At 59.7% G+C, this 23,572-nt stretch carries 18 protein-coding genes and 1 tRNA gene; 11 read left to right on the top strand and 8 right to left on the bottom strand.

The features are described from left to right. Positions 1 to 12 precede the first annotated feature (12 nt). Positions 13 to 1,455 (top strand): SulP family inorganic anion transporter, encoded by a 1,443-nt coding sequence (locus tag ACY8GK_RS08265; protein ID WP_462402810.1) that lies wholly within the window; start codon positions 13 to 15, stop codon positions 1,453 to 1,455. Between the two features lie 66 nt (positions 1,456 to 1,521). On the opposite strand, the gene ACY8GK_RS08260 is transcribed toward ACY8GK_RS08265, so the two are convergent. Further along, on the bottom strand, positions 1,522 to 1,950 hold the full coding sequence (locus tag ACY8GK_RS08260) for a hypothetical protein (protein WP_196180457.1): 429 nt from the start codon (positions 1,948 to 1,950) through the stop codon (positions 1,522 to 1,524). Between the two features lie 181 nt (positions 1,951 to 2,131). On the opposite strand from ACY8GK_RS08260, the gene ACY8GK_RS08255 reads away from it, so the two are divergent. Beyond that, the gene (locus ACY8GK_RS08255; protein WP_196180458.1) at positions 2,132 to 2,428 is read left to right on the top strand and encodes a hypothetical protein; all 297 of its coding nucleotides are present in this window, start codon (positions 2,132 to 2,134) and stop codon (positions 2,426 to 2,428) included. Between the two features lies 1 nt (position 2,429). Here the strand turns inward: ACY8GK_RS08255 and ACY8GK_RS08250 are convergent, their stop codons facing one another. After that, positions 2,430 to 3,680, bottom strand: a complete 1,251-nt coding sequence (locus ACY8GK_RS08250; protein WP_196180460.1) for a 2-aminoadipate transaminase — start codon at positions 3,678 to 3,680, stop codon at positions 2,430 to 2,432. A gap of 670 nt (positions 3,681 to 4,350) precedes the next feature. Between ACY8GK_RS08250 and ACY8GK_RS08245 the strand changes: the two genes are divergently transcribed. From ACY8GK_RS08245 to ACY8GK_RS08210, 8 genes are all read left to right on the top strand, one after another. Beyond that, positions 4,351 to 5,754, top strand: coding sequence for an amino acid permease (locus tag ACY8GK_RS08245; protein ID WP_196180462.1), 1,404 nt, complete (start codon positions 4,351 to 4,353; stop codon positions 5,752 to 5,754). Positions 5,755 to 5,825: 71 nt separating this feature from the next. Next, the gene (locus ACY8GK_RS08240; protein ID WP_462402809.1) at positions 5,826 to 6,221 is read left to right on the top strand and encodes a DUF488 domain-containing protein; all 396 of its coding nucleotides are present in this window, start codon (positions 5,826 to 5,828) and stop codon (positions 6,219 to 6,221) included. After that, positions 6,202 to 6,693 (top strand): GNAT family N-acetyltransferase, encoded by a 492-nt coding sequence (locus tag ACY8GK_RS08235; protein ID WP_462402808.1) that lies wholly within the window; start codon positions 6,202 to 6,204, stop codon positions 6,691 to 6,693. The genes ACY8GK_RS08240 and ACY8GK_RS08235 overlap by 20 nt, the downstream gene beginning before the upstream one ends. A 74-nt stretch (positions 6,694 to 6,767) precedes the next feature. Then, on the top strand, positions 6,768 to 7,406 hold the full coding sequence (gene gacA / locus ACY8GK_RS08230; protein WP_462402807.1) for a response regulator transcription factor GacA: 639 nt from the start codon (positions 6,768 to 6,770) through the stop codon (positions 7,404 to 7,406). A gap of 21 nt (positions 7,407 to 7,427) precedes the next feature. Next, on the top strand, positions 7,428 to 9,251 hold the full coding sequence (gene uvrC, locus ACY8GK_RS08225) for an excinuclease ABC subunit UvrC (protein ID WP_196180466.1): 1,824 nt from the start codon (positions 7,428 to 7,430) through the stop codon (positions 9,249 to 9,251). Positions 9,252 to 9,284: 33 nt separating this feature from the next. Continuing rightward, a complete protein-coding gene (pgsA, locus tag ACY8GK_RS08220; RefSeq protein ID WP_462402806.1) occupies positions 9,285 to 9,845 on the top strand; it encodes a CDP-diacylglycerol--glycerol-3-phosphate 3-phosphatidyltransferase in 561 nt (186 codons plus the stop codon). A 62-nt stretch (positions 9,846 to 9,907) separates the two neighbouring features. After that, a tRNA-Gly gene (locus ACY8GK_RS08215) sits at positions 9,908 to 9,983 on the top strand. A gap of 221 nt (positions 9,984 to 10,204) precedes the next feature. After that, positions 10,205 to 12,019: a tyrosine-type recombinase/integrase gene (locus ACY8GK_RS08210; protein ID WP_462402805.1), complete on the top strand. Its 1,815-nt coding sequence runs from the start codon at positions 10,205 to 10,207 to the stop codon at positions 12,017 to 12,019. A gap of 279 nt (positions 12,020 to 12,298) precedes the next feature. On the opposite strand, the gene ACY8GK_RS08205 is transcribed toward ACY8GK_RS08210, so the two are convergent. Continuing rightward, positions 12,299 to 12,427, bottom strand: a complete 129-nt coding sequence (locus ACY8GK_RS08205) for a hypothetical protein (RefSeq protein WP_462403051.1) — start codon at positions 12,425 to 12,427, stop codon at positions 12,299 to 12,301. Here ACY8GK_RS08205 and ACY8GK_RS08200 point away from each other — a divergent pair. Beyond that, positions 12,392 to 12,499, top strand: a complete 108-nt coding sequence (locus tag ACY8GK_RS08200; protein WP_462403000.1) for a hypothetical protein — start codon at positions 12,392 to 12,394, stop codon at positions 12,497 to 12,499. The two genes, ACY8GK_RS08205 and ACY8GK_RS08200, sit on opposite strands and share 36 nt — an antisense overlap. 157 nt (positions 12,500 to 12,656) lie before the next feature. Here the strand turns inward: ACY8GK_RS08200 and ACY8GK_RS08195 are convergent, their stop codons facing one another. The 5 genes from ACY8GK_RS08195 to ACY8GK_RS08175 form a co-directional block, all read right to left on the bottom strand. Beyond that, a complete protein-coding gene (locus ACY8GK_RS08195; RefSeq protein WP_462402804.1) occupies positions 12,657 to 17,510 on the bottom strand; it encodes an NAD-glutamate dehydrogenase in 4,854 nt (1,617 codons plus the stop codon). A 335-nt stretch (positions 17,511 to 17,845) separates the two neighbouring features. Next, entirely contained in the window at positions 17,846 to 19,303 is a 1,458-nt protein-coding gene (gene pyk / locus ACY8GK_RS08190) for a pyruvate kinase (RefSeq protein WP_462402803.1), read from the bottom strand. Between the two features lie 203 nt (positions 19,304 to 19,506). Beyond that, on the bottom strand, positions 19,507 to 20,628 hold the full coding sequence (locus tag ACY8GK_RS08185) for a tyramine oxidase subunit B (protein WP_462402802.1): 1,122 nt from the start codon (positions 20,626 to 20,628) through the stop codon (positions 19,507 to 19,509). A gap of 35 nt (positions 20,629 to 20,663) precedes the next feature. Further along, entirely contained in the window at positions 20,664 to 21,938 is a 1,275-nt protein-coding gene (gene eno / locus ACY8GK_RS08180; RefSeq protein ID WP_462402801.1) for a phosphopyruvate hydratase, read from the bottom strand. A 1-nt stretch (position 21,939) separates the two neighbouring features. Further along, positions 21,940 to 23,346, bottom strand: coding sequence for a glycerate kinase type-2 family protein (locus tag ACY8GK_RS08175; RefSeq protein WP_462402800.1), 1,407 nt, complete (start codon positions 23,344 to 23,346; stop codon positions 21,940 to 21,942). Positions 23,347 to 23,572 lie beyond the last annotated feature (226 nt).

Here is a 23,572-nt window from a genome sequence, read left to right as displayed (position 1 = left end):
GACAGGAACTCCATGAAACCCGCCCGTATCCGTGCCGACCTTCTGGCCGGCCTTACCACCTCGTTCGCCCTGGTTCCAGAGTGCATCGCCTTCGCCCTGGTCGCCCATCTCAACCCGCTGATGGGCCTGTATGGCGCTGTCATCATCTGCACCCTGACGGCCCTGTTCGGCGGTCGTCCCGGCATGATCTCGGGCGCGGCGGGCTCCATGGCGGTGGTGATCGTTGCCTTGGTGGTCCAGCATGGCGCGCAGTACCTGCTGGCGACGGTGATGCTCGGCGGCGTGGTGATGATCGCGTTCGGTGCGCTGCGCCTGGGCAAGCTGGTGCGGCTGGTGCCGTATCCAGTGATGCTTGGCTTCGTCAATGGCCTGGCGATCGTCATCGCCCTGGCCCAGCTCGAACACTTCAAGCAAGGCGAGCACTGGCTGGCCGGCACGCCCCTGTACCTGATGATCGGGCTGGTGGCGCTGACCATGCTGGTGGTCTACCTGCTGCCCAGGCTGACTCGGGCAGTACCGCCAGCGCTGGTCGCCATCCTGGGTGTCGGCCTGCTGGTCTATCTGCTGGACCTGCCGACCCGCACGCTGGGCGACATGGCGCACATCGCCGGTGGTCTTCCGCGGCTGGCCTTGCCCCAGGTGCCATGGAACCTCGAAACCCTGGGAATCATCGCGCCCTATGCAGTGCTGATGGCCATGGTCGGTCTGCTCGAGACCCTGCTCACCCTCAATCTCACCGACGAAATCACCGAAAGCCGGGGCTACCCTGATCGAGAATGCGTGGCTCTGGGCGCCGCCAACATGGTCTCGGGTCTGTGCGGTGGCATGGGTGGCTGCGCCATGATCGGTCAGACCGTGATCAATCTGAGTTCCAATGGTCGTGGGCGGCTGTCGGGCGTGGTGGCCGGGGGGATGATCCTGCTGTTCATCCTGCTGCTCTCACCGCTGATCGAGCGCATTCCGCTCGCCGCGCTGGTGGGCGTGATGTTCGTGGTGGCCCAGCAGACCTTCGCCTGGGCGTCGCTGCGCGTACTGCACAAGGTGCCAGTTAGCGATGTGCTGGCGATCATTGCCGTGACCGTGGTCACGGTGTTCACCGACCTGGCCACCGCGGTGCTGTTCGGCATCGTCATCGCGGCGATCAACTTCGCCTGGCAGCATGCCCGTGAGCTGTATGCCGACAGCCGTGTCGATGACGAGGGCGGCAAGGTCTACCAGGTGCACGGCACCTTATTCTTCGCCTCGACCACGCCGTTTCTCGATCAGTTCGACCCTGCCGGCGACCCGGCCAGGGTAACCCTGGATTGTCAGCACCTGAGTTTCGTCGATTATTCGGCGATAGCTGCGCTGAAGACCTTGCGCGAGCGCTATGCCAAGGCTGGCAAGCACCTGCGCGTGGTTCATCTGTCGGAGCGTTGCAAGAAGCTGCTCAAGCGCTCCGGCGAGCACAGCTAGCGAGCGCGACCTGGGCGAGCTCGAAGTGGCCCGTCCGGGCGCTGGCGCCAGCGCGGACACGGTTGGTCAATCGAGTGGCGCCTGCAAATGCCAGCGGCCCTCGACTTCACGAGCCAGGCCACTGGCCGGCAGCAGCGCCAGCAGGCGTTCGTGCAGCGCCGGGTCGGTGAAGCCCATGAGCGTCGCCATGTCGAGTTCGCCAGTGGGCTTGAGTTCGTTCCGGGTGTAGGACAGCCAGGCCTTCTTGAGCACCTGCAATACGTCGCTGCCAGCGCTGGCGGCGAAGCGGCGATGGAGCTGCAGGCCCTGCAGGATGAACGTATGCCGGTGGCTGTAGCCGCTTTCGTCGCCGCCGTTTTCCAGGCAGCGGTGGCAGCGGCACGGGCCGTCGCCAAATACGTTGCGCAGAAAACCGTTGAAGTCGGCGACAGGCTTGAGGGCCAGGCGCTTGTCCACTTCGAACAGGTCGGCGATCAGGGGTTGCTCGGCGCTCACTGGAAATCCTCGTATGGTAGGCGGGCATCGGCGCGCACCCTAGCAGATCGAGACGTGATCGGCCACGCGTGAACGGGCTCGGGCCGGGGCTGCATCGTTCGCTCGCCTATCGTCTCCAGGTACCTTACCCTAGGCGTCCCCGGGCACCCTGGGTGCCCAACCATTCGATGAGGTACACCGCTTGAGCCAGTTCCAGTACACCGCCACCATCACTGTCAGCGCCGAATCGCGCGGTGGCGAAGCCGAAGCCGTCGAGAACGCAGCCGTGCGCATCGGCCTGGAGGCGGTGACCGAGACTCTGAAGAAGGTGCATTTCATCGGCACCCTGGCCGCGCCGGACGCCGCCACCCATATCTGCGTCACGCTGGAGAACGGCCTGACCTATTACGGTCCGATCGTCAACGGCCATGCCGAACTCGAAGGTGGCTGGATCGCGTTCGAGTCCGACATGCTCACGCCGCAAGAGCTGGGCCTGTAGTTCACCCCAGCTCGGCCAGGCACCGTTCCAGGATGTCCAGGCCCTCCTCGAGCACATGCGGCTCGATGGTCAGTGGCGCCAGCAGGCGAATGATGTGGCGCGCCTTGCCGCTGGGCATCAGCAGCAGGCCCTTGTCACGCGCCGAAACGAGGACCTTGGCCAGTTGCGCCGGGGCAGGCTGGCCTTGGCCATCGACCAGTTCCAGGCCACGCATGGCGCCCACGCCCGTCAAGCGCCCCAGCGCAGTGGTCAGCCCGGATGATTGCCAGCGCTGGTAGCGGGCGACGATAGCCTGCTCCTGGCGTTCGCCCCAGGTAGACAGGTTCTGGTCGGTCATCTGGGCAAGGCTGGCCATTGCCGCGGCGCAAGCGATCGGGTTGCCCGAATAGGTACCGCCGAGACCGCCCTTGGGCAGGGCGCCCAGCAGCGGCTGGCGCCCGACCACGGCTCCCAGCGGCAAGCCGCCGGCAATGCTCTTGGCCAGCAGCAGCAGGTCCGGCTCGACGCCCAGGCGCGGGAACGCGAAACGCTGGCCGGTACGGCCGAAACCGGACTGGATCTCGTCGATGATCAGCACGATGCCATGGGCATCGCAGAAGCGGCGCAGGGCCTGGGCGAATTCGGCGTCCAGGGCCAGGAAGCCGCCTTCGCCCTGGACCGGCTCGAAGATGAAGGCCGCCACGTCTTCCACCGCCAGCTCCACGCTGAACAGGCGGTCCATGGCCGCGAGCGCCTGGGCGCAGGTCACGCCGGTATCCTGGCTAGGGTAGGGCAGGTGATAGACCGGCCCCGGCAGCTCGCCGACCCGCTGCTTGTAGGGCGACACTTTGCCGTTGAGGTTGAGCGTGGCGAGCGTGCGGCCATGGAAGCCACCATCGAAGGCGATGACCGCGCGCTTGCCAGTGGCGGCGCGGGCGATCTTCAAGGCGTTTTCCGCCGCTTCGGCACCGCTGTTGGTCAGCATGCCGGACAATGGGTAGGCCACCGGCACGAAGCTCGCAAGCCGCTCCATCAGTTCCAGGTAGGCTGCGTGGGGCGCGGCATTGAACGCGTAGTGGGTCAGGCGCGTCGCCTGCGCCTGGATCGCCTCGACCACCGCCGGGTTGCAATGCCCCAGGTTGAGTACGCCGATACCGCCGACGAAGTCGATGTAGCGTCTGCCAGCGGTGTCCCAGACTTCAGCGTTGCGGCCATGGGACAGCGTGATGGGGTGCACGATGGCGATCGACGGGCTGATGTTTTCCTGGTGCATGGACAGTCGGACCTTGTTCGAGTTTTGCCGGTATACAAGCGTGCCGCGCTGGACGCGCGCAAACGAATTATTCGATTGCGTTCATTCCGTGGATTCCTGAACCTGGGTGCAAGGTCATCAGAGGGGCAGCTGACGGGCCGCGTGTACAGGGGAAGCAAAGCCGGGCATCAGCTGCTCCTACGCGGCTCTATCGCAACCGGTGCGGCGCCTACGGAACCCTCCGCGATGGCCTGCATCTCGCGGCCCTTTCAGCCAAGCCTCGCTTCAGATCGACTGCCCGGACTCGCCCGAGCGCTCCTGCAAAGCCCGAAATTCATTCCAAAAAGGAATCACGTGCGTCGAAAAGTTCGTTTGTTGAGCCTCCCGCGCAGCTCGATACTGATCTGGATCAACGATAACGACCCGCCCCGATGCAGGAGTACAAGAACATGATTGTTGATAGGTCCGGGCGCAGCTTCCAGCCTGCCCAGCCCGCCGCCAGGACCCCTGGCGGCTTCCACGTTTCGCTCGTTCGTCACCCAGCCAATCGCCCCTGATCGAGCCTGCGACGACCAGCCTGACACACGGCGAGTGCGCTCGCCCACGACAAGAACAGCGCACCAGTACTTGCACTCATTCTGCTTCGACTTTTCAGCCGCGTCGCTGCGGCCCGCCCACTCGAGGGTTCCCCATGGCATCGCTACAACAAAAGAAACAGCGCTCCCTTCAACATGGCCTGACGTCTCGCCAGGTATCGATGATTTCCATCGCCGGCATCATCGGTGCCGGCCTGTTCATCGGCTCCTCCAATGCCATCGCCACCGCGGGTCCGGCGATCCTGCTGTCCTATGCCATTACCGGTCTGCTGGTGCTGCTGGTGATGCGCATGCTTGGCGAGATGGCTGTCGCCAATCCTGACAGCGGCTCGTTCTCGACCTACGCCAGCGAGGCGATCGGGCCCTGGGCGGGCTTTACCATCGGCTGGCTGTACTGGTGGTTCTGGGTGCTGATCATCCCGGTCGAAGCCATTGCCGGTGCCGATATCCTGCATGCCTGGTTTCCCGCGGTGCCTTCCTGGCTGTTCGCCTTTCTGATCATGATCGTGCTGTCGTGTACCAATCTGGTGAGCGTGAAGAACTTTGGCGAATTCGAGTACTGGTTCGCCTTGGTCAAGGTCATCGCTATTCTGGCCTTCATCGTCGTCTGCACGCTCGCGGTGAGCGGTTTCTGGCCGCTTGCCCAGGTTTCCGGCGTCAGCCAGCTGTGGGCCAACGGCGGCTTCATGCCCAACGGCTTCGGTACCGTGCTAGGCGGCGTGCTGATCACCATCTTCTCCTTCTTCGGCGCCGAGATCGTCACCATCGCCGCCGACGAGACGGCCAATCCACGTGACAAGATTCGCCGCGCCACCAACCTGGTGGTATACCGCATCGCGATCTTCTACCTGGCATCGATCTTCCTGGTGGTTTCCCTGGTGGCCTGGAACGATCCAGGGCTCAAGGCAGTGGGTTCGTTCCAGCGCGCGCTGGAGGTACTGAACGTGCCCGGTGCCAAGCTGCTGGTCGACCTGGTGGTGCTGGTCGCCGTGACCAGTTGCATGAATTCGGGGCTGTATACCGCTTCGCGGATGCTGTATTCGCTGGGTGCGCGCGGCGAGGCGCCGGCGCAGACGCGGCGCATCTCCGGCAGCGGCGTGCCGACCGTGGCCGTGCTGCTGTCGACCCTGGCCGGGTTCGCCGGCTGCCTGGTCAATTACGTGTTCCCCGGCAAGGTGTTCGGCTTCCTGCTGTCCACCACCGGGGCCATCGCGCTGCTGGTCTACCTGGTGATCGCCGTGTCGCAGTTGCGCATGCGCGCCAGGGCCGAATGCGAAGGCAGGGCGCTGGAGCTGAAGATGTGGCTGTTCCCGTGGTTGACCTGGCTGGTCATCGGCGTGATAGTCCTGGTGCTGGGATACATGCTGTTCAGCGACGCCTATCGCTACGAGACCTTGATGACCGCTGGTGTCGCTTGCGCCATCCTGGCGCTTTCGCTGAGCCGCAGGCGTGGCGCAGTCGCTTCGCGAGATGCCACGGCCGTCGGCAAGAGCGCCTGAGCGAGCCGCCGTCAGCGGCGCTCGGGCCAGCATGGAGGGTGGCTTGATCCGCGATCTGGACGGGAGGCTGGATGATCCATTGCAAGCGGGTATACGAGCCGGTCGAGCCGGGTGACGGCCAGCGTCTGCTGGTCGATCGCCTATGGCCACGGCATTGGCGCAAGGACCAGCTGCATGGGCAATGGGTCGCGCAAGTCGCGCCATCCGATGCCTTGCGCAAGGCGCTTCATCAGGGCGAGCTGGATTTCCCGACCTTTGCCGCCCGCTACCGGCAGGAGCTGGCGGCTCAGCCTGCGCGCTGGTACTTCATCCTCGACCTGGCCGCCAAGGGGCCGGTGACGCTGCTGTACGCCAGCCGCGATCGCCAGCACAACAACGCCCTGGTGTTGGCTGATTTTCTCGAGGACGAAATCGAGCGGCGCGGGCCTGGAAGCTCGCCGGTGTGCTATGCCGACCGACTCGCCTGAGGTCTTGCCCGCGGTCGACCAGGGCCTGCGGCTCGTGCCCGCGACCGACGTCGACTTGCCCTTCGCGCGCGAGCTGACGCGTCGGGCCATGTTGCCTTATTACCGTGAATTCGACCTGCTTTGGGTCGACGAAGCCTTCGACCAGGCCTGGAGCTGGCGTGAGCAATGGCTGATAGCTCGGCAAGGCCGGCGGCTGGGTTTCTGCAGCCTCAGCCAGGACCGTCAGGCCCTGTTCATTCGCGAGTTGCACCTGTTGCCCGAAGAGCGCGGCCGTGGCGTTGGCAGCTGGGTGCTGGAGTGCCTGGCAGGTTGGGCGGCGCAACGCCATCTGCCCCTGCTGCGTCTGATGGTGTTTCGCAGCAATCCGGCGCGCAGGGTGTACGCGCGACATGGCTTCGTCGAAGTCGGGACGGACCTCTGTTTCCTGCGCATGCAACGCCAGATCGACTGGCGCGCAAGTGTCCCTGAATGACGTGATGCACTAGGTCCGTTCGGTAAAATTTTGTTAAGGTGGCGGGATCCAATCGCCCGTGATGAGGTGTCTGCTTGATTAGGGTCCTTGTGGTCGACGATCACGATCTGGTGCGTACCGGGATTTCGCGAATGCTGACCGATATCGACGGCCTGCAAGTGGTGGGCGAGGCGGATTGCGGGGAGTCGGCTCTCAAGGCTGCCCGCGAGCTCAAGCCGGACGTGGTCCTGATGGACGTCAAGATGCCAGGGATCGGTGGGCTGGAGGCCACGCGCAAGCTGTTGCGCAGCCATCCGGACATCAAGGTGGTGGCCGTCACTGTCTGCGAAGAAGACCCGTTCCCCACGCGCCTGCTGCAGGCCGGCGCGGCCGGCTACCTGACCAAGGGCGCCGGGCTCGACGAGATGGTCCAGGCCATTCGCCTTGCTTTTGCCGGCCAGCGCTACATCAGCCCGCAGATCGCCCAGCAGCTGGCGCTCAAGTCGTTCCAGCCGCAGGGCTCGCCGTTCGATGCGCTGTCGGAGCGGGAGATCCAGATCGCGCTGATGATCGTCGGTTGCCAGAAGGTGCAAGCCATCTCCGACAAGTTGTGCTTGTCACCCAAGACCGTCAATACTTATCGCTATCGAATCTTCGAAAAACTCTCGGTCACCAGCGATGTCGAACTGACGTTGCTGGCGGTCCGTCACGGTATGGTCGACGCCAGTTTCTAATGGCGAATTTCCCAGGTACTCATGTCGCAAACCTTTGATGCCAGCGCGTTCCTGGCGACCTGTAGCGGTCGTCCAGGCGTGTACAGAATGTTCGATGCCGAGGCACGGCTGCTGTACGTAGGCAAGGCCAAGAACCTCAAGAAGCGTCTGGCCAGTTACTTTCGCAAGACCGGCCTGGCACCCAAGACGGCCGCGCTGGTCGCGCGTATCGCCCAGGTCGAGACTACCATCACGGCCAACGAGACCGAGGCGCTGCTGCTCGAGCAGACCCTGATCAAGGAATGGCGCCCGCCGTACAACATCCTGCTGCGCGACGACAAGTCCTACCCGTATGTCTTTCTTTCCGACGGGCAGTATCCGCGGCTGGGCATCCATCGTGGCGCGAAGCGAGCCAAGGGGCGGTATTTCGGCCCTTACCCCAGCGCCGGGGCGATTCGCGAGAGCCTGAGCCTGCTGCAGAAAACCTTCATGGTTCGCCAGTGCGAGGACAGCTATTTCAGCAATCGCACCCGACCCTGCCTGCAGTACCAGATCAAGCGCTGCAAGGGGCCCTGTGTCGGCCTGGTCGAGACCGGGGAATATGCCGGGGACGTGCGTCATTCGGTGATGTTTCTCGAAGGACGCAGCCAGCAGTTGCACAACGAGCTCAACGCTGAAATGGAAAAGGCCGCCATGGCTCTCGACTTCGAGAAGGCTGCCCAGCTGCGCGACCAGATCGGCCTGTTGCGGCGCGTGCAGGATCAGCAGCACATGGAAGGCGGCTCGGGCGATGTCGACGTGATAGCGGCGTTCGTCAACCCAGGTGGGGCCTGCGTGCACCTGATCAGCGTACGCGGTGGTCGCGTGCTGGGGAGTAAGAACTTCTTCCCGCAGGTGGGCATCGAAGAGGACACCGCCGAAGTCATGGCAGCGTTCCTGTCCCAGTACTACCTGGGCAATGCCGAGCGCGAACTGCCCGGCGAGCTGATCGTCAACGTCGTGCACGAGGACTTCGCCACGCTCATCGAGGCCTTGCACACCTTGCGCGGCCGCCAACTGGACATCAGCCACCGGGTCCGTGGCACGCGCGCGCGCTGGCAGCAGCTGGCAGTCACCAACGCCGAGCAGGCGCTGGGTGCCCGGCTGGCCAATCGTCAGCACATGGCGGCGCGTTTCGAGGCGCTGGCGCAGGTGCTGGGCCTCGATGAAGTTCCGCAACGGCTCGAGTGCTACGACATCAGCCACTCCAGCGGCGAGGCGACGGTGGCTTCGTGCGTGGTGTTCGGCCCGGAAGGCCCGCTCAAGTCGGACTATCGCCGCTTCAACATCGAGGGCGTGACGGCGGGCGACGACTATGCGGCCATGCACCAGGCGCTGATGCGCCGGTTCAGCCGAATCAAGGGCGGGGAGGGCAAGCTGCCAGATGTCTTGCTGGTCGATGGCGGCAAGGGGCAGTTGAACATGGCTCGGGACGTCATGCAGGAGCTGGGCCTGAGCGACCTGACCTTGCTCGGCGTGGCCAAGGGGGTGACGCGTAAGGCCGGCTTCGAGACCTTGTACCTCAACGATGTCGCCCATGAGTTCACGCTCAAGGGCGACTCGCCTGCCTTGCACCTGATCCAGCAGATTCGCGACGAGGCTCACCGTTTCGCCATCAGTGGTCACCGCGCCAGGCGCGGCAAGGCCCGCCGCACCTCGAGCCTGGAAGACGTGGCCGGGGTGGGGCCCAAGCGTCGGCGCGAGCTGCTCAAGCACTTCGGTGGGCTGCAGGAACTCAGTCGCGCCAGCATCGATGAAATCGCCAAGGCGCCGGGCATCAGCAAAAAGCTCGCCGAGTCGATTTATGCCAACCTGCATAGCGAGTAGAATGCCGGACTCCACCCGCGGCCAGTCGTATCGATGAATATTCCAAACTTGCTCACCGTTCTACGCGTCCTGCTCATTCCGATTTTCATCCTGCTGTTCTACGTGCCCTATCACTGGAGCTACCTGGCCGCCAGCAGCGTGTTCGCGATTGCCGCGGCCACCGACTGGCTCGACGGCTACCTGGCCCGTCGGTTGCAGCAGAGCACGCCGTTCGGCGCGTTCCTCGACCCGGTGGCCGACAAGCTCATGGTCGCCGTCGCCCTGGTGTTGCTGGTGCAGGTGCATGCCAACCTCTGGCTGACCCTGCCGGCAGCAGTGATCATCGGTCGTGAGATCGTGGTCTCGGCGTTGCGCGAATGGATGGCCGAGCTCGGCGCTCGGGCCCAGGTGGCGGTTTCCAACCTCGGCAAATGGAAGACCGCGGCGCAGATGCTGGCGCTGGTCATCCTGCTGGCCAACCCGCCCGTGCTCGGCTTCTGGGTCATCATCGGTTATCTTCTGCTGGTCATTGCCGCCGGCCTGACCCTGTGGTCGATGGCCAACTACCTGCATGCCGCCTGGCCGCATCTGCGCGAAGGCTCGGAGCAGAAATAAAGTTTTTTCGAATCAAGGGGTTGACCTCGGCCGGCAGACGGTTAGAATGGCCCCACCAAGACGCGGGAATAGCTCAGTTGGTAGAGCACGACCTTGCCAAGGTCGGGGTCGCGAGTTCGAGTCTCGTTTCCCGCTCCAGTTATAGATCTACAGAGTTCCATGGAAGTCTGTAAGTCGTTGAAAAAAGGGCCGAAAGGCCCTTTTTTCGTTCCAGCGGAAACCACCGAAAACCGGCAGTATCCGGCCATTTTAAGGCCAGATATGAGGCCAGAATGGGATAGGCCCCAATTCGGTTTTTCGATGGAGCAGGATTGGTGACGAGATGAGCATTTGGCTTCCGGCAGGTTCAGGAGGTCACCATGGCTCTTTCGGAAATGGCGATTCGGCATGCCCGAGTCACCGGCAAGGACTACACCCTCGCCGACAATGATGGGCTGATACTGCACGTCACCGCCCAGGGCGCCAAGCTCTGGCATTTTCGCTTCTATTGGGAAGGCAAGCAAAAACGCATGTCCTTCGGCAGCTACCCCCAAGTGGGTTTGCGTGACGCGCGGACGCGGCGTGACGAAGCACGAGCGCTGATTGCTCAGGGCACCAATCCCAGTGAGCAGCGCAAGCAGCAGCGACTCGCGGTGCGTCTTTCCACTGAGCAAACCTTCGATGCCGTGTTCAATCAGTGGATCGCTTTCCGCAGGTTTAGTCTGAAAGAGGGCCGGCAGAGCACGCTGTCGCAGATCCTGCGCATCTTTGCCAAAGACATTCAGCCCTACATCGGCGATCGCTCCATCTATGACATCACACGTCATGTGCTCATGGGTGTGCTGGATCGCATTGAGTCTCGCAATGCCTTCACCACTGCGGAAAAGTGCCGGACCTGGCTCAATCAATTGTTTCGCTACGCGCTGGTGCGCGTGGCGGGGCTTGAGCACAACCCTGCCGCAGACCTCGACGTTGTAGCGATGCCCAAGCCACCTGTGGAGCACAATCCGTTCCTGCGCATGGATGAGTTGCCTCAGCTGTTGAGTAAGTTGCGCGCTTATCATGGCGGTCAGCAGACCCTGTTGGGGATCTGGCTCCTGTTGCTAACCGGTGTTCGTACCGGTGAACTGCGCTTGGCTACGCCGGGCCAGTTCGACCTGGAACGTCGGCTTTGGATCATCCCTGCTGAAGTGGTCAAGCAACTGCAGCTCAAGATACGCAAGGCCCGCAGCCATACCTCCAAGGTGCCACCTTACATCGTGCCGCTGTCAGTCCAGGCGGCCGAAGTGGTGAGTCTGTTGCTTGATCGCGTCGTGCCCGCCCAGCAGCACTTGCTTGCCCATCGAAGTGATTTGAGCAAGCGCATCAGCGAGAATACTTTGAACGGTGCGCTGCGGCGCATGGGGTTCGCTGATCGGCTCACCGGCTACGGTATGCGAGCTACCATCTCGACTGCACTCAACGAGATCGGTTATCCGAAAGTCTGGATTGATGCGCAGCTTTCGCACGCCGACCCCGATAAGGTCAGTGCGTCGTATAACCATGCTGAGTATGTTGAGCAGCGGCGGGCCATGATGCAGGATTGGGCGAATCGGTTGGACCTCTGGGCGCAAGGACATGCTCAGGCAGCTGGTGCACCCTTGACCATACGTTTGGAGGGGACGGCTTCCCAACCAATGCAGGCCGATGTTCTACGCGCTGCTGTTCCGCTGCACAATATCCCTGTGCAAACCAATCTGCGACGGGGGCGGAAAGGTGGTCAAGCGCAATGGCATCCAGCACTCGAGGTGTCCGCGCAAGAGCGGAACCATGAAGTGTCTGATATCCAAAAACAGCGTGCACAGATGCTCGCAATCTATGAAGCTCCAACTAACCTTCCGCTTCCTGCTTTCGCGCGTCTCGCGGGTAAGTCCCGTGATCAGATCAATCGAGACATCAAGGCACGCAGGTTGCTGTCACTTAGCCTGGGGAATCGAGGTCAGCGTATTCCAGACTGGCAGTTGGACCCGATGAAGCACAAGCTGCTTCTTGAGGTGTTTAAAGCTTCACCCGATCTAGAGAGCTGGGATATTTATCATTTAGTAAGTAAGCCGCATGGAAGGCTGCTAGGTAGAGCTCCAGTCGATACGGTTACACCTGAAAATTTTGAGGATGTTCTGGGGTTGCTGGTTCCGCAGTGTGAAGAGTCTAGTTGATAGTCTGAGCCTTTGGCGGTCTGCGCAATCGCGAAAGCAGGGCCGCTATTGGCGATCGCTTCAGACAAGCCTGTCGCGCCGGTAGGCTCCGGAGACGCTCGAGTGGAGGGTGTCCAGTTCAGCTGCGGTCGCAAAAGCGGGCTTCAAACTCCCCTGTTTCGCCAGCAAACATGTACTCCGCACGCTGGCACATCTCACACCATACGCAATAAATTATCACTACCCGTGGTTATTACTGAAGGTAATTATCATGCATTGGCGTACTCGGCTCGTTCAACCTCAGCAGCTTGCTCCGTCCGGCGTCAAGTCGCTGATCGCACCGGCGTTCGACTCACTCATCTCGAGAACAGCACGCTTGAGGTTACCGGCTGGTTGGTTCAGCAGCCGGTAATTGAAGCTGTTCTTCACCCAGCGTTTCCATCCTGCCCCGGGCATGAAGTCTGGAAGCGCGACTTACTGGCTCTGCGAGCGCTTTTTTGATCAAGTTCCAAGATCATGTTCCTTCCTTTGCGCGCGGTGCGCTGGCCATCGTTGAATCCATTAGCGCCAAGCATCATCCGTGAGGATAAACGCCCCGAATTGTTCGGGGCGTTCTGGTTGGCTAACCCAGATGATCAGATTGTTAGCTTGGCATCATCTATGCTCGACTGCGGGCCAGATCTCCCTGCTCCCGATTCGCCACGGCATACATCGCGTAATCGCTATTGGAGGCGTTTCGCAGTTCGGCCAGCATGCCTTTCCAACGCTCCACCATACGACGGTTGCTTTCCAGCCAAGCTTGAACTCGCTCCCCGATGTTTTCCGATCCGCCGACCATCTGCAGCACCGAAATGGTGATTGCCCTTTGCTGAGCATCCAGGTCGTCGCGGAACGCCTCGCGGGCGAGGGCCTGCCAGTTGCTTTCCACCTTCAATTCGCTGATCCGCTGCTGATACCAGGACAAATCCAATGCATCAGCCACGGCAAAGTGGGTAGCAGCCACATCAGTCGGCTCGCATCCGGTCAAGTCTGCTGACTCGATGATTGGCAACAAGGTGTACAGGTGGTTGGTACCTGCGATTACCCGGGACAGGAGCTCCGGTACGCCGGCCTCGACGTAGGATTGATAGCGTGCCGTCCATTGTTCGCGGGCAGGGCCCTCAAGCAATTCATCCAGACTGAGCGCGAGGGCCTTGACCCTAGGGGCCAAGTGGGCGACGTCACGGGCTGCATCCATGTCATTACGACGGCTGCGCAAGTACCAGCGGGTAGCGCGCCTGCCCAGTCGCATCAGCTCTTCCATCATGCCCAGTTGCACATCAGCCGATAGCTGATTGTCCAGCGCCTCAATCTGACTCCACCAATGAGGCAGATTGAACACATCGCGCACCACCACATAGGCAGCGGCAATTTGCGCTGAGCCCACGCCAGTGGACTCCTTCAACTGCTGAACGAAGGTTATGCCCATGTGGTTGACCAGGTCGTTGGCGATCTGGGTGCTGACGATCTCCCGCTTGAGCCGGTGACGGCCCATCGCCTCGCCAAACTGCTGCGACAGGCGAGAAGGGAAGGCGGTCTTCATGTCTTGGGCGAGGTATTCGTCACTCGACAGATCGGACTTGATCAATGCCTCCTGCAGGTCGATTTTGCAGTACGAAATGAGCACTGATAGTTCTGGGCGAGTGAGTCCTTGGCCCTTGACGGCGCGATCGTTGAGCTCGTCATCGGTGGGGAGGAATTCCAACGCACGATCCAGTTTGCCAGACGCTTCAAGTGCTGCCATCAGGCGTTTGTATTCGCTCAGACGCTCACGTGCACCACGCTCTGCCAGGGATAGTGCCTGGGTTTGCTTGTAGTTGTTGCCCAGTACCAGATTGCCAACGTCCTCGGTCATCTCGGAGAGCAGGGTGTTCCGCTGTTTACCTGTCATGTCTCCAGCCGTCACGATCTCATTGAGCAAGATCTTGATGTTCACTTCGTGGTCGGAGCAGTCCACGCCACCCGCGTTGTCGATGAAGTCAGTATTGCTGGCACCACCGTTGAGGCCGAACTCCACTCGACCGAGTTGGGTCATGCCGAGGTTTCCGCCTTCACCCACGACTTTGGCTCGCAGTTCGCGCCCGTCGATACGCAGCAAGTCGTTGGCCTTGTCCCCAACATCCGCATGGGTCTCACGGCTGGATTTCACATAGGTTCCAATGCCGCCGTTCCAGATCAGATCCACGGGCGCCCTGAGCAGTGCGCTGAGCAGTTCGGTCGGTGGCAGCTTGTCGGCATGGATATCGAAGCGTGCTTTCATTTCCTGGCTGATTGGAATGCTCTTGGCGCTGCGCAGGAAGATGCCACCGCCCTTGGAAATCAGCCCGCTGTTGTAGTCGGCCCAGCTTGACCTTGGCAGGTCGAAGAGCCTTTTGCGTTCAACGAAGCTGAGCGCTGCATCCGGGTTTGGGTCGATGAAGATGTGCAGGTGGTTGAACGCCGCGACCAGTTGCAGCGACTCGGAAAGCAGCAGGCCGTTTCCGAACACGTCTCCAGCCATGTCGCCGATCCCGACTACAGTGGTCAGATCTTTTTGTACGTCAACGCCACGTTCGCGGAAATGACGCTGCACCGAAACCCAGCCGCCTTTAGCGGTGATGCCCATACCCTTATGATCGTAACCAGCGGAGCCGCCAGAGGCGAAGGCATCACCCAGCCAAAAACCGTAGTCCTCGGCGATGCCGTTCGCGATGTCCGAGAAGGTTGCGGTGCCTTTGTCAGCCGCCACCACCAGGTAGGGATCATCCGCATCGTGGCGAACCACGTTTGCAGGTGGCACGACGTTGCCATCTTTGAGGTTGTCGGTGATATCCAGTAGGCCGCTGATGAAGATACGGTAGCAGGCGATGGCCTCTGACTGGATGTCGTCTCGATTACCACCCAGTGGCAGACGGCGAGGGACGAAGCCACCTTTGGCACCGCCGGGGACGATTACAGCGTTTTTTACCTGCTGAGCTTTGACCAGACCGAGCACTTCCGTACGGAAATCCTCTTCACGATCCGACCAGCGCAGGCCTCCGCGAGCGACGCTGCCGAATCGTAGGTGCACGCCTTCAACTCGTGGGGAGTATACGAAGATCTCATATTTGGGCACCGGTCGTGGCAGCTCAGGGATTGCACTCGGATCAAACTTGAAGCTGAAATAACTGCGTGCGGCACCATCCTGATCGGGCTGGTAGAAGTTGGTACGCAAGGTCGCTTTTATCAGATCCAGGTAGCGGCGCAGGATACGGTCTTCATTGAGCACAGCGACATCGTCAAGCGAGGCGAGGATAGCGTGTTCGAGCTTCTGCTGCTTGTCATCAAGATCGTCGTTGCTGAGCTTGCGCGCCAGGTAGAAGCGGGTTTTGAACAGGCGCACCAACTCGCGAGCGATGCTGGCGTGGTTGAGCAGTGTCGTGGCGATATAGCCCAAGTCGAAGCCCAGGCGAATTTGCTTCAGGTACCGCGCATAGGCTCGCAGCAGTGCCACATCCCGCCAAGGTAGGCCAGCGGAGAGAACCAAACGGTTGAAGGAATCGTTCTCTGCATCGCCGCACACGATGTGCACGAAGGCGTCCTGCAAGGTTTCGTTGAGTTGCTGGATATCCAGCGTAAGGCCTTCAGGGTACGTGAACGCGAAATCATGAATCCAGAACTCACGACCGCTCTGATGTTTCAGGCGGTATGGGAATTCCCCAAGCACCCTCAGGCCAAGGTTCTCCAGGATTGGCAATACGTCGGAGAGAGCCAGCGGCGTATCGGCGTGGTACAGCTTGCAGAACAGCTGGCGATCACCCAACCCCATTGGCTGGTAGAAACTCAACACCAGAGGGCGCTCAATTGAAAGGCTGCGCAGGTGCTGCATGTCGACAACAGCCTGGTGCGCGGCAAAGCGTTCCCGATAACCAGCGGGGAAGGACTTTGGGAAATCAGCCAGTACACGGGTACCTAGAGCTTCGCCGAAGGTCTCCAACAGCAGAGCTGCGTAATCGTCTGTCCAGGAACGGCAAGCATGAACCACCTCACGTTCGAGTTGCTTCGGATCGATATCCAGCTTGGCCTTAGGATCGACCTTGATGATGAACTGCACTCGGGCGAGTACCGACTCCGAGAAGTAAGTCCAGAAGTCGCAATCGCTGGCGTGTAAGCGCTCAACCAGTACTTGCTGGATACGCAGCCGAACTTCCGTGGAGTAGATGTCGCGCGGCACATAGGCCAAGACGTAGGCGAACCGGCCATACGGATCGAAGCGCAGGAACAAGCGCACCTTGTTGCGCTCCTGGATCTGCACGATCGACAGGACGGTACTTGCGAGCTCACCGACTGGCGTCTGGAACAGATCGTCACGAGGCAACACCTCCAGTACCTTCACGAGCTCTTTGCTTAGGTGACCCTGGGGCACGAACGCAGTGCGATGTTCAATTTCTGCAACCTTGCGGCGGATATAAGGGATTTCCCGCACGCTATCGCTGTAAGCGGTTGAGGTGAAAATGCCCAGGAAGCGGCACTCCTTGATCACCTTACCATCGGCGCCGATCTCACGAATTGAAATCAGATCCGGATACGCAGACCGGTGCACCCGGCTTACTTGCGCAGACTTGGCGAAGGACAGCAGGGTTGGCTCACGCAGGTAGGACAGGGCCTGTGGCTCGATGTGGAGCTCGTCTTGGCCTAGGCCGACACGAAGATTTTTCGACAGTCCCAACACGGTGGACTCGTCGTAGTGAATACATCCGCCCCCACTGTTCTCATGAACGGTAAATTCCTCATACCCAAGGAACGTAAAGTGGTCGTTCTGCAGCCATTGAAGGAACGCCTTGATCTCTTCGACCTCGATGGCGTCGCTTGTACCATAGCCGGCTCCCGCCTCGTCCAGCTTGGTCAGCAGATCACCAGCTTTTGCTTTCATGGGGAGGAAGTCCGCCACGCTCAGGCGAACATCCCCAAGCACCTCAAGCAAAGCGGCGCACAACGAATTGATCTCATCAGGAGTCGAGCAGCGGTCGACCTCGATGAATATCAGCGATTCGTGCTGGATATTTTCGCCGGTGCTGGCCTTGGGCAATAGATCAGTTAAGTTTCCCTTACCATCGCGGCGTACGCTGAGCACGCTGTTCTGTAGGGTATGGATGTTGTAGCCCCGACGCTTCAGCTCGATGCGTACCGAGTCGACTAAGAAGGGGATATCCTTGTGCAGCACCTTGATCGCTGTGTGACTGCTCTGCCAACCATGCTTTTCGTAATCAGGGTTGAAAACGCACACCTGAGGCTTCGCGTTTTCGAAGTTCGCCAGCAGCCGCCACGCCGAGAGTGTGCTACCCACCAGATCGGACAGTCGCCTCTGAGCCAGTTCATCCAAGGCAACGATGCCAAAAAACTGTTCAGCAAACAGGGCTACTTGGTGTAGCTCGCGTTCGTTTACATGCTGCGCAAGGGCCGCTTGTAGTTGATGCTGAAAGTCGGCCATATCGACCGCGGTGAAGAACGCCATTGTTATTGCTCCAAATTAGGGCTTGTAAGGGGCTGCAAATACTTCAGCAGTCGCGTGTCGCGAGCGGGCTCGCCATACAAGGTGGGGAATCAGTAAAAAGCGCACGTACCCAACTCGGCATTGCTTATGGCGTTGCCAACCAACAGTCGCATAAGACGGCAGAACAAACTTGCTCTTCAGACGGGTTGGGACGGTCCTTTAATTTCGCAAGGGAAGTGAGGGTAGTGGCTTACTCCTCACTCAATGCACCCAGTGAAAATCTCAATGAGTCAGTTGTTGGAAATGGTTTTCCCAGGTAGCAGTCGCTGACTTGGAATGTGCTCGTTCGAGCAGAATTACCGATGGTATGAGGCAACAGGGCTTTTCTCGCCGACCCTGACAATCCTCATCGCGTTGGTGCCACCAGGTGCGGCCATAGGTTTGCCAAAAGTAACGATGATTAAATCTCCAGGCTTGACGACACCTCGGCTAGTGAGGAGATCTTCAACACCTGCAATCACTTCCTCATGGTCAGTCCAGGAGTCTGCGACGATGGGTTCGACGTTCTGGAACAACGTCATCCATCGAGCCGTAGAGACTGATCGGGTCAGGCCATAAATTGGGATAGAGGACGTGTGTCGGCTCATCCACAGTGGGGCGGCGCCAGACTCCGTGAGCGCAATGATTGCCGACGCGTGTAGACGATAGGCAGCAAAGACGGCGCTCACTGCCGTCGCCTCATCAATCTTCTGCACATCCCGCATCAGGAGCTCGGTGTCGGGCAGGCTGATCCGCAGCTTGATGGCCTCTTCGCAAATGCTGGCCATAGCTTCAATGGTCTGCACTGGGTATCGACCCGTGGCGCTTTCAGCGGACAGCATGACTGCATCAGTACCGTCCAACACCGCGTTGGCCACGTCGGAGACTTCCGCTCGTGTGGGAATCGAATGAGTGATCATCGACTCCATCATCTGCGTTGCAGTAATGGTCAGACGGTTGGAGGCCCTTGCCATCTTGATCATCATTTTCTGCAACGCGGGTACGGCTGCGATTCCGACTTCGACGCCCAGATCGCCTCGTGCCACCATGATCCCATCAGACGCTTCGATGATCTCCTGGAGCGCCGGAATGGCTTCCGCGCGTTCGATTTTGGCGATCAGTTTGGGGCGGGCAGCGGGGCTCTGGCAAAACTTTTCAACCAGGGCTCGCGCCTGCTCCATGTCCGCCGCAGATTTAGGGAAGGAGACCGCAACGAGATCCGCACCCAGCTCAATGGCCACTTCCAGATCGCTGATGTCTTTCGGTGTAAGCGCAGGCGCGGAAAGTCCGCCACCTTGCCGGTTGATGCCCTTGTTATTGGACAACTCGCCGCCGATACGTACTGTCGTGTGGATTTCCTTGTCTGCTACAGACCGGACATCCAGAACGATTGCACCATCGTTCAAAACCAGAACGTCTCCACACGCCACTTCATCCGCCAGCTCCGGATAGTCCAGGGATACCCGTTCGACGCTGCCAACAACCGGGTATGCGCACAGAACGAAGTGGTCACCTGAATTAAGCGTCACGCGACCTTCAGCGAACTTGCCAACGCGAATTTTCGGCCCTTGGAGGTCGGCCATGATAGCGACCTCGCGGCCCGTACTGGCGGAAATCTCACGAATCGTAATTGCATTGCGGCGATGATCATCAGCCGTGCCATGCGAGAAATTCAAGCGAGCCACATCAAGGCCTGCATGCAACATTTTTGAGAGTACTTCGGGCGATGCTGACGCGGGCCCGATAGTAGCGACAATTTTTGTCTTACGATGCATTGCGGAACCTCAAATTTTGTTGAAGATTGCCACCACAGTTCCAGCGCCCGTGCAGTTACATGTGAATTTGTAAGTTTCGATGGCGCTGCCCAAATCTGCCCGCAATAGAGTCGCAGGTAATACTTGTGGCTGAAGCAGCAAAATATTGTGAAGAGGGTTTGAAACTTGAAAAAAACGCCGCAGCGTTAACTGCGGCGTTTGCTTTAGCCTTGGTGAGGAACGTCCCAGAGATTCAGCTTGGTGCCAACGCCTTTGGCTTGGGCATTCAGCAGCACCTCGTAACCCCAGCTGATGTCAAAGACGGACATGCCACAGGCAATGAAGATGACTCGATCCGACTCACTGATACGGCCCGCTTTCTCGCCGTTGACCACGTCGCCCAGGCCAGTGGAGTCGGTCAATGCAGGCAGCTTGCCGGCGTCGATGAGGCGATACAGGGGGCCACCGATGACGCCGCTGTAGTAGCCTTCCTTGTTGCCCGAGCCGATGGCGTCTTCCACGTAGGCTTCGTGCAGCTTGGTGTGGTCATAGACAATACGCGCGCTGGTCAGGAAGGATTCATCGGTGTTGACCGGCCCCGATACCAGCATGGTTGCACCAGCCTTGATCCATTCGTCCTTGAAGAACAACGGCTTCAGACGGGAGGCAGCAACAGTGATCACGTCGGCGTCACGGAAGCCTTCTTCAGTGTCATCGGTACCCCGAGCTTTGATGTCATAGGTCTGGGTGATCCAGGCGGCCAACTCATTCGCCTTGTCGCGGAACAGGTCGAAGCAAACGACCTCTTCGATGGACTTCAGTTGCGTGATGATCGCCGAGAAGCAAGCCTTGTTGATCGGGCCACATCCCACTACAGACATTTTCTTGCTGTTGGGGTTGGCCAGGTGCTTGGCACCGACACCTGGTACCGCACCGGTGCGAGCAGCGCTCAGCAAGTTGGCCGACATCAAGGCGAGCGGGGCGCCGGTATCTTTGTCGTTCAGCATCATAGTCAGGATGGAACGAGGCAGGCCTTTGTCCATGTTGGCATGGTTGGAACCGTACCATTTGTTGCCGCAAACATCGAAGCGTCCACCCAGGTAGCCTGGCATCGCTGCGAAGCGACGGTCAGGCCCAGCAATTGGCATGTTTGGGAAGTTCGTTTCCTTCGGGAAAACGATGTTCATGCCGTGGCTGTTGTGGTTGGCCCCGCCCATCAGGTAATCGCCCTTGCCCAGCAGGCCGAACGTTTCTTCGCAGATGTCTACGCAACGTTCGGCATCCAGCACACCAGCGGCGATCATGTCGGCTTCGGAGAGATAGGTGAAATCGATTTTCGTGCTCATTAGGATTATCTCGTTCTTGTTAGAGGGGCCAGCGGTTAGAAACGCAGCAGCGGTTTGATATCAAACAGGCGGCAGCCTTTATTTCGAGCGTTCGCACGCATCAGGAAATTCAGTTTTTCGATACGCTCGCCAGAACGCGGAGCGCCGTTTTTCTGGAAGGGGACTTGCAGGCCGACGGAGAGATCCATCACGACGTCATCGACCACACCGCCCGAGCGACCTGAAGGCACGGCGATCATTCCGCGGTCAGCCGCGAAGCGATAAGCATCGAGGGACTCGGTGATGGTGCCGACCTGATTGGGCTTGAGCACAAACCCATCGATGGCTTTCATATCGAAGGCTTTCTGCAGGAACTCGGTCTTCGTGACAGTGAGGTCATCGCCAAGAATCAGAGTGCGTGGGAGCTCTTGTTTGGCTTTCTGGTAGCCGTCCCAGTCGTTCTCATCCAGCAAGTCTTCAATGAAGACGAAATTGAATTTTTGGGTCAATTGCTTCGTGTAGGCGATCAGCTCGTCCGAGGAGACACGCTTACCTTTCAACATGTAGGTTTTGGTCTTCGAGTCGTAGAACTCGCTCGAGGCGCAATCGAGGGCGAAAGCAATCGAATCGCCGTAGTCAGAACGGTTGATCGCTTTCTGCATGAGATCCAGGACGATCTCCGGATCATCGCTGGGCGCTGCATATCCGTAGGAACTGGCTACCCCAGGCTTGTGACCCAGGTACTCGGTCAGCACATCGTTTAGGTTCTGGAAAACCGCAACGGCCATTTCAATGGCATGGTCGACGCTGTCAGTGCCATACGGGACGATCAGGAACTCATTGAAGGACTGCGTGAAGCCGCTGTACTTCCCACCATTCACCACGTTGAAGCATGGGACTGGGATTGTCTCGATGGCGCCACCGGCGATGTGGTTGTAAAGCGGAATACGCTTGGCATCTGCTGCTGCTCGGAAAGCGGCGATCGAGGTGGAGTAGATCGCATTCCCGCCCAAGACGTGCTTATCCGAAGTGCCGTCCAGGTTGATCATCACCTGGTCGATCAAGCGCTGATCATTCACGTCCAGGCCAATGATTGCCGGGCCGATCACATTGACCACTGCGTCGACGGCTTTATGGACGGTCAGACCACCATAGGATGAGAGGTCGCCATCGCGCAGGACGAATGCTTCATGCATGCCCACCGATGTCCCGGTCGGCGCAGCACCGCGTCCAGTGGCACCGCTTTCAGTGCGGATTTCGACTTCTACAGCAGGTCGGCATTTGCAGTCGATGATCTGCTGGGCATTCACGGAGACGATCTTATCGCCCATCTCAATTACTCCCTACGGCTGGTACATAAACGATGTTGAGGTCGCACAGGTTGGTGCCGGTATTGCCGGTGAAGATGGCCGAGTTGATGGCCTCCAAAGCCTCGAACGTGCTGTGCTCGCGCAGGGCCTGGTAGAGGCTGATCCCCTGTGCAGTGGCCGCTTTAAGGCTTTGCGAGTCGGTGATGCCTCCGGCGACTTTGGTCGTACCATCCGTGCCCTCGCTGTCGATCGAGAGAAGGCAGGCGCCGGGGACCTTGGCTGCAGCAATGGCAAAGCCGACTGCCATTTCTTGGCCAGGCCCGCCATGGCCTTTGATGATCGAGTTGTCCAGGATTTTGGTGGTGACTTCACCCGAGCTCAGAAGCACGCACGGCGGCTTGATAGGGTTGCCATAGGCCTGGATCTCGCGAGCCATCGACGCCATGAAGGTGCCGGCGTCACGACTCTCACCTTCGAGGAAAGAGGAAACGATCAGCGCAGGGATACCCATCGCCTCACACGCTTCCTTGGCGTAGATGCAAGAGTCCGGCAAGGTGTTGAGCAGGTAGTAGGTGTTGTCCGGGAATGCCTTCGGGGTCTCGCCCTCCGGACCGACGGTGTTCAGGTAATGGACGATGCTCTTGGGCATCTTGTCGGCCAGGTTGAAGTTGGCAATGGTCGCCCGGGCGTCGTCTAGGGTGGTGGCATCCGGGCCGATCGGCGTGCTCTTATAGGCCTTGTAGGGCTGGGCAATATCGCCGGTGGCCGGGGTGCCGACCGCGTCGCTGATACCGATGCCGATCAGTTCGGCGCCGATATCCTGGATACGCTTGGCAAGCATGCCGCCGTTCAGCGCGGAGATATGCCGGCGTACCGCGTTGATCTCATAGATACCGGCCCCCGACTTGAGCATCACGTCGGTGGCGTCGATCTCATCCTGCAGGCTGATCCCTTCACGAGGACACGACATCAGCGCGGAGCTACCGCCGCTGATCACCGCGATAAATAGGTCGTCTTGGTTCGCCTGCTCGACGATCCGGATGATTTCCTGGGAGGCGCGATAGCCCTCTTCGTTAGGGAGAGGGTGACCGCCTACATAAACCTCGGTTTTGTTGAAGCGGTCGGAGGCCTCGTGAATTTTCACGATGGCGATGCCACGCGTGAGCCGATCCCCAAGCACATGGTCAACGGCCATTGCCATGTGGTTGCAGGCTTTGCCGGCCCCGAACAGATAAATATTCCGCTTTTGGCTGAGATCCCAGCTCTTCGTACCCACATGCAGCACATCACCATCGAGGTGCATGATGCTCCGAATACGCTCGTAGCTGTCCAGCCGGGTGAGCGTCTTATCAGCAATTTCAAGCACGATCTGGCGAGAGTTGATGTCTCCGCACTCGAGCAAGTCCACGGAGTTTCGGATTTTTTTCATTTCAATTCCTGCGTGAGTAGTGCTGGTTTTTATGGGTTTACCCTTTATTGTTGATTGTCTAACAATCATTTCGGGCAAATTTTTTTGTTAATCCCTGAGAGCATCCTTACCCGTCATCGCATCCCATAACCATAACCTTATTGTTGATTGTCCAACAATGAGGTTAGGCAAATTTTTTGGGCAGAAGGCGAGGACATTTTCAGTCCTGCCATCGTGCCCGCGATTT

The sequence above is a fragment of the Pseudomonas sp. Marseille-QA0332 genome, from assembly GCF_054950175.1.
Note: the sequence above shows the minus strand (reverse complement) of the source record. Positions and strands in the feature narration are given on the sequence as shown.

What these genes read in the sequence shown, in the direction of transcription:
- ACY8GK_RS08265 (WP_462402810.1), top strand. Translation starts at nt 13, where the DNA reads ATGAAACCCGCCCGTATCCGTGCCGACCTTCTGGCCGGCCTTACCACC.
- ACY8GK_RS08250 (WP_196180460.1), bottom strand. Translation starts at nt 3,680, where the DNA reads ATGCACCAGGAAAACATCAGCCCGTCGATCGCCATCGTGCACCCCATC.
- ACY8GK_RS08245 (WP_196180462.1), top strand. Translation starts at nt 4,351, where the DNA reads ATGGCATCGCTACAACAAAAGAAACAGCGCTCCCTTCAACATGGCCTG.
- ACY8GK_RS08240 (WP_462402809.1), top strand. Translation starts at nt 5,826, where the DNA reads ATGATCCATTGCAAGCGGGTATACGAGCCGGTCGAGCCGGGTGACGGC.
- ACY8GK_RS08235 (WP_462402808.1), top strand. Translation starts at nt 6,202, where the DNA reads ATGCCGACCGACTCGCCTGAGGTCTTGCCCGCGGTCGACCAGGGCCTG.
- uvrC (WP_196180466.1), top strand. Translation starts at nt 7,428, where the DNA reads ATGTCGCAAACCTTTGATGCCAGCGCGTTCCTGGCGACCTGTAGCGGT.
- pgsA (WP_462402806.1), top strand. Translation starts at nt 9,285, where the DNA reads ATGAATATTCCAAACTTGCTCACCGTTCTACGCGTCCTGCTCATTCCG.
- ACY8GK_RS08210 (WP_462402805.1), top strand. Translation starts at nt 10,205, where the DNA reads ATGGCTCTTTCGGAAATGGCGATTCGGCATGCCCGAGTCACCGGCAAG.
- ACY8GK_RS08195 (WP_462402804.1), bottom strand. Translation starts at nt 17,510, where the DNA reads ATGGCGTTCTTCACCGCGGTCGATATGGCCGACTTTCAGCATCAACTA.
- pyk (WP_462402803.1), bottom strand. Translation starts at nt 19,303, where the DNA reads ATGCATCGTAAGACAAAAATTGTCGCTACTATCGGGCCCGCGTCAGCA.
- ACY8GK_RS08185 (WP_462402802.1), bottom strand. Translation starts at nt 20,628, where the DNA reads ATGAGCACGAAAATCGATTTCACCTATCTCTCCGAAGCCGACATGATC.
- eno (WP_462402801.1), bottom strand. Translation starts at nt 21,938, where the DNA reads ATGGGCGATAAGATCGTCTCCGTGAATGCCCAGCAGATCATCGACTGC.
- ACY8GK_RS08175 (WP_462402800.1), bottom strand. Translation starts at nt 23,346, where the DNA reads ATGAAAAAAATCCGAAACTCCGTGGACTTGCTCGAGTGCGGAGACATC.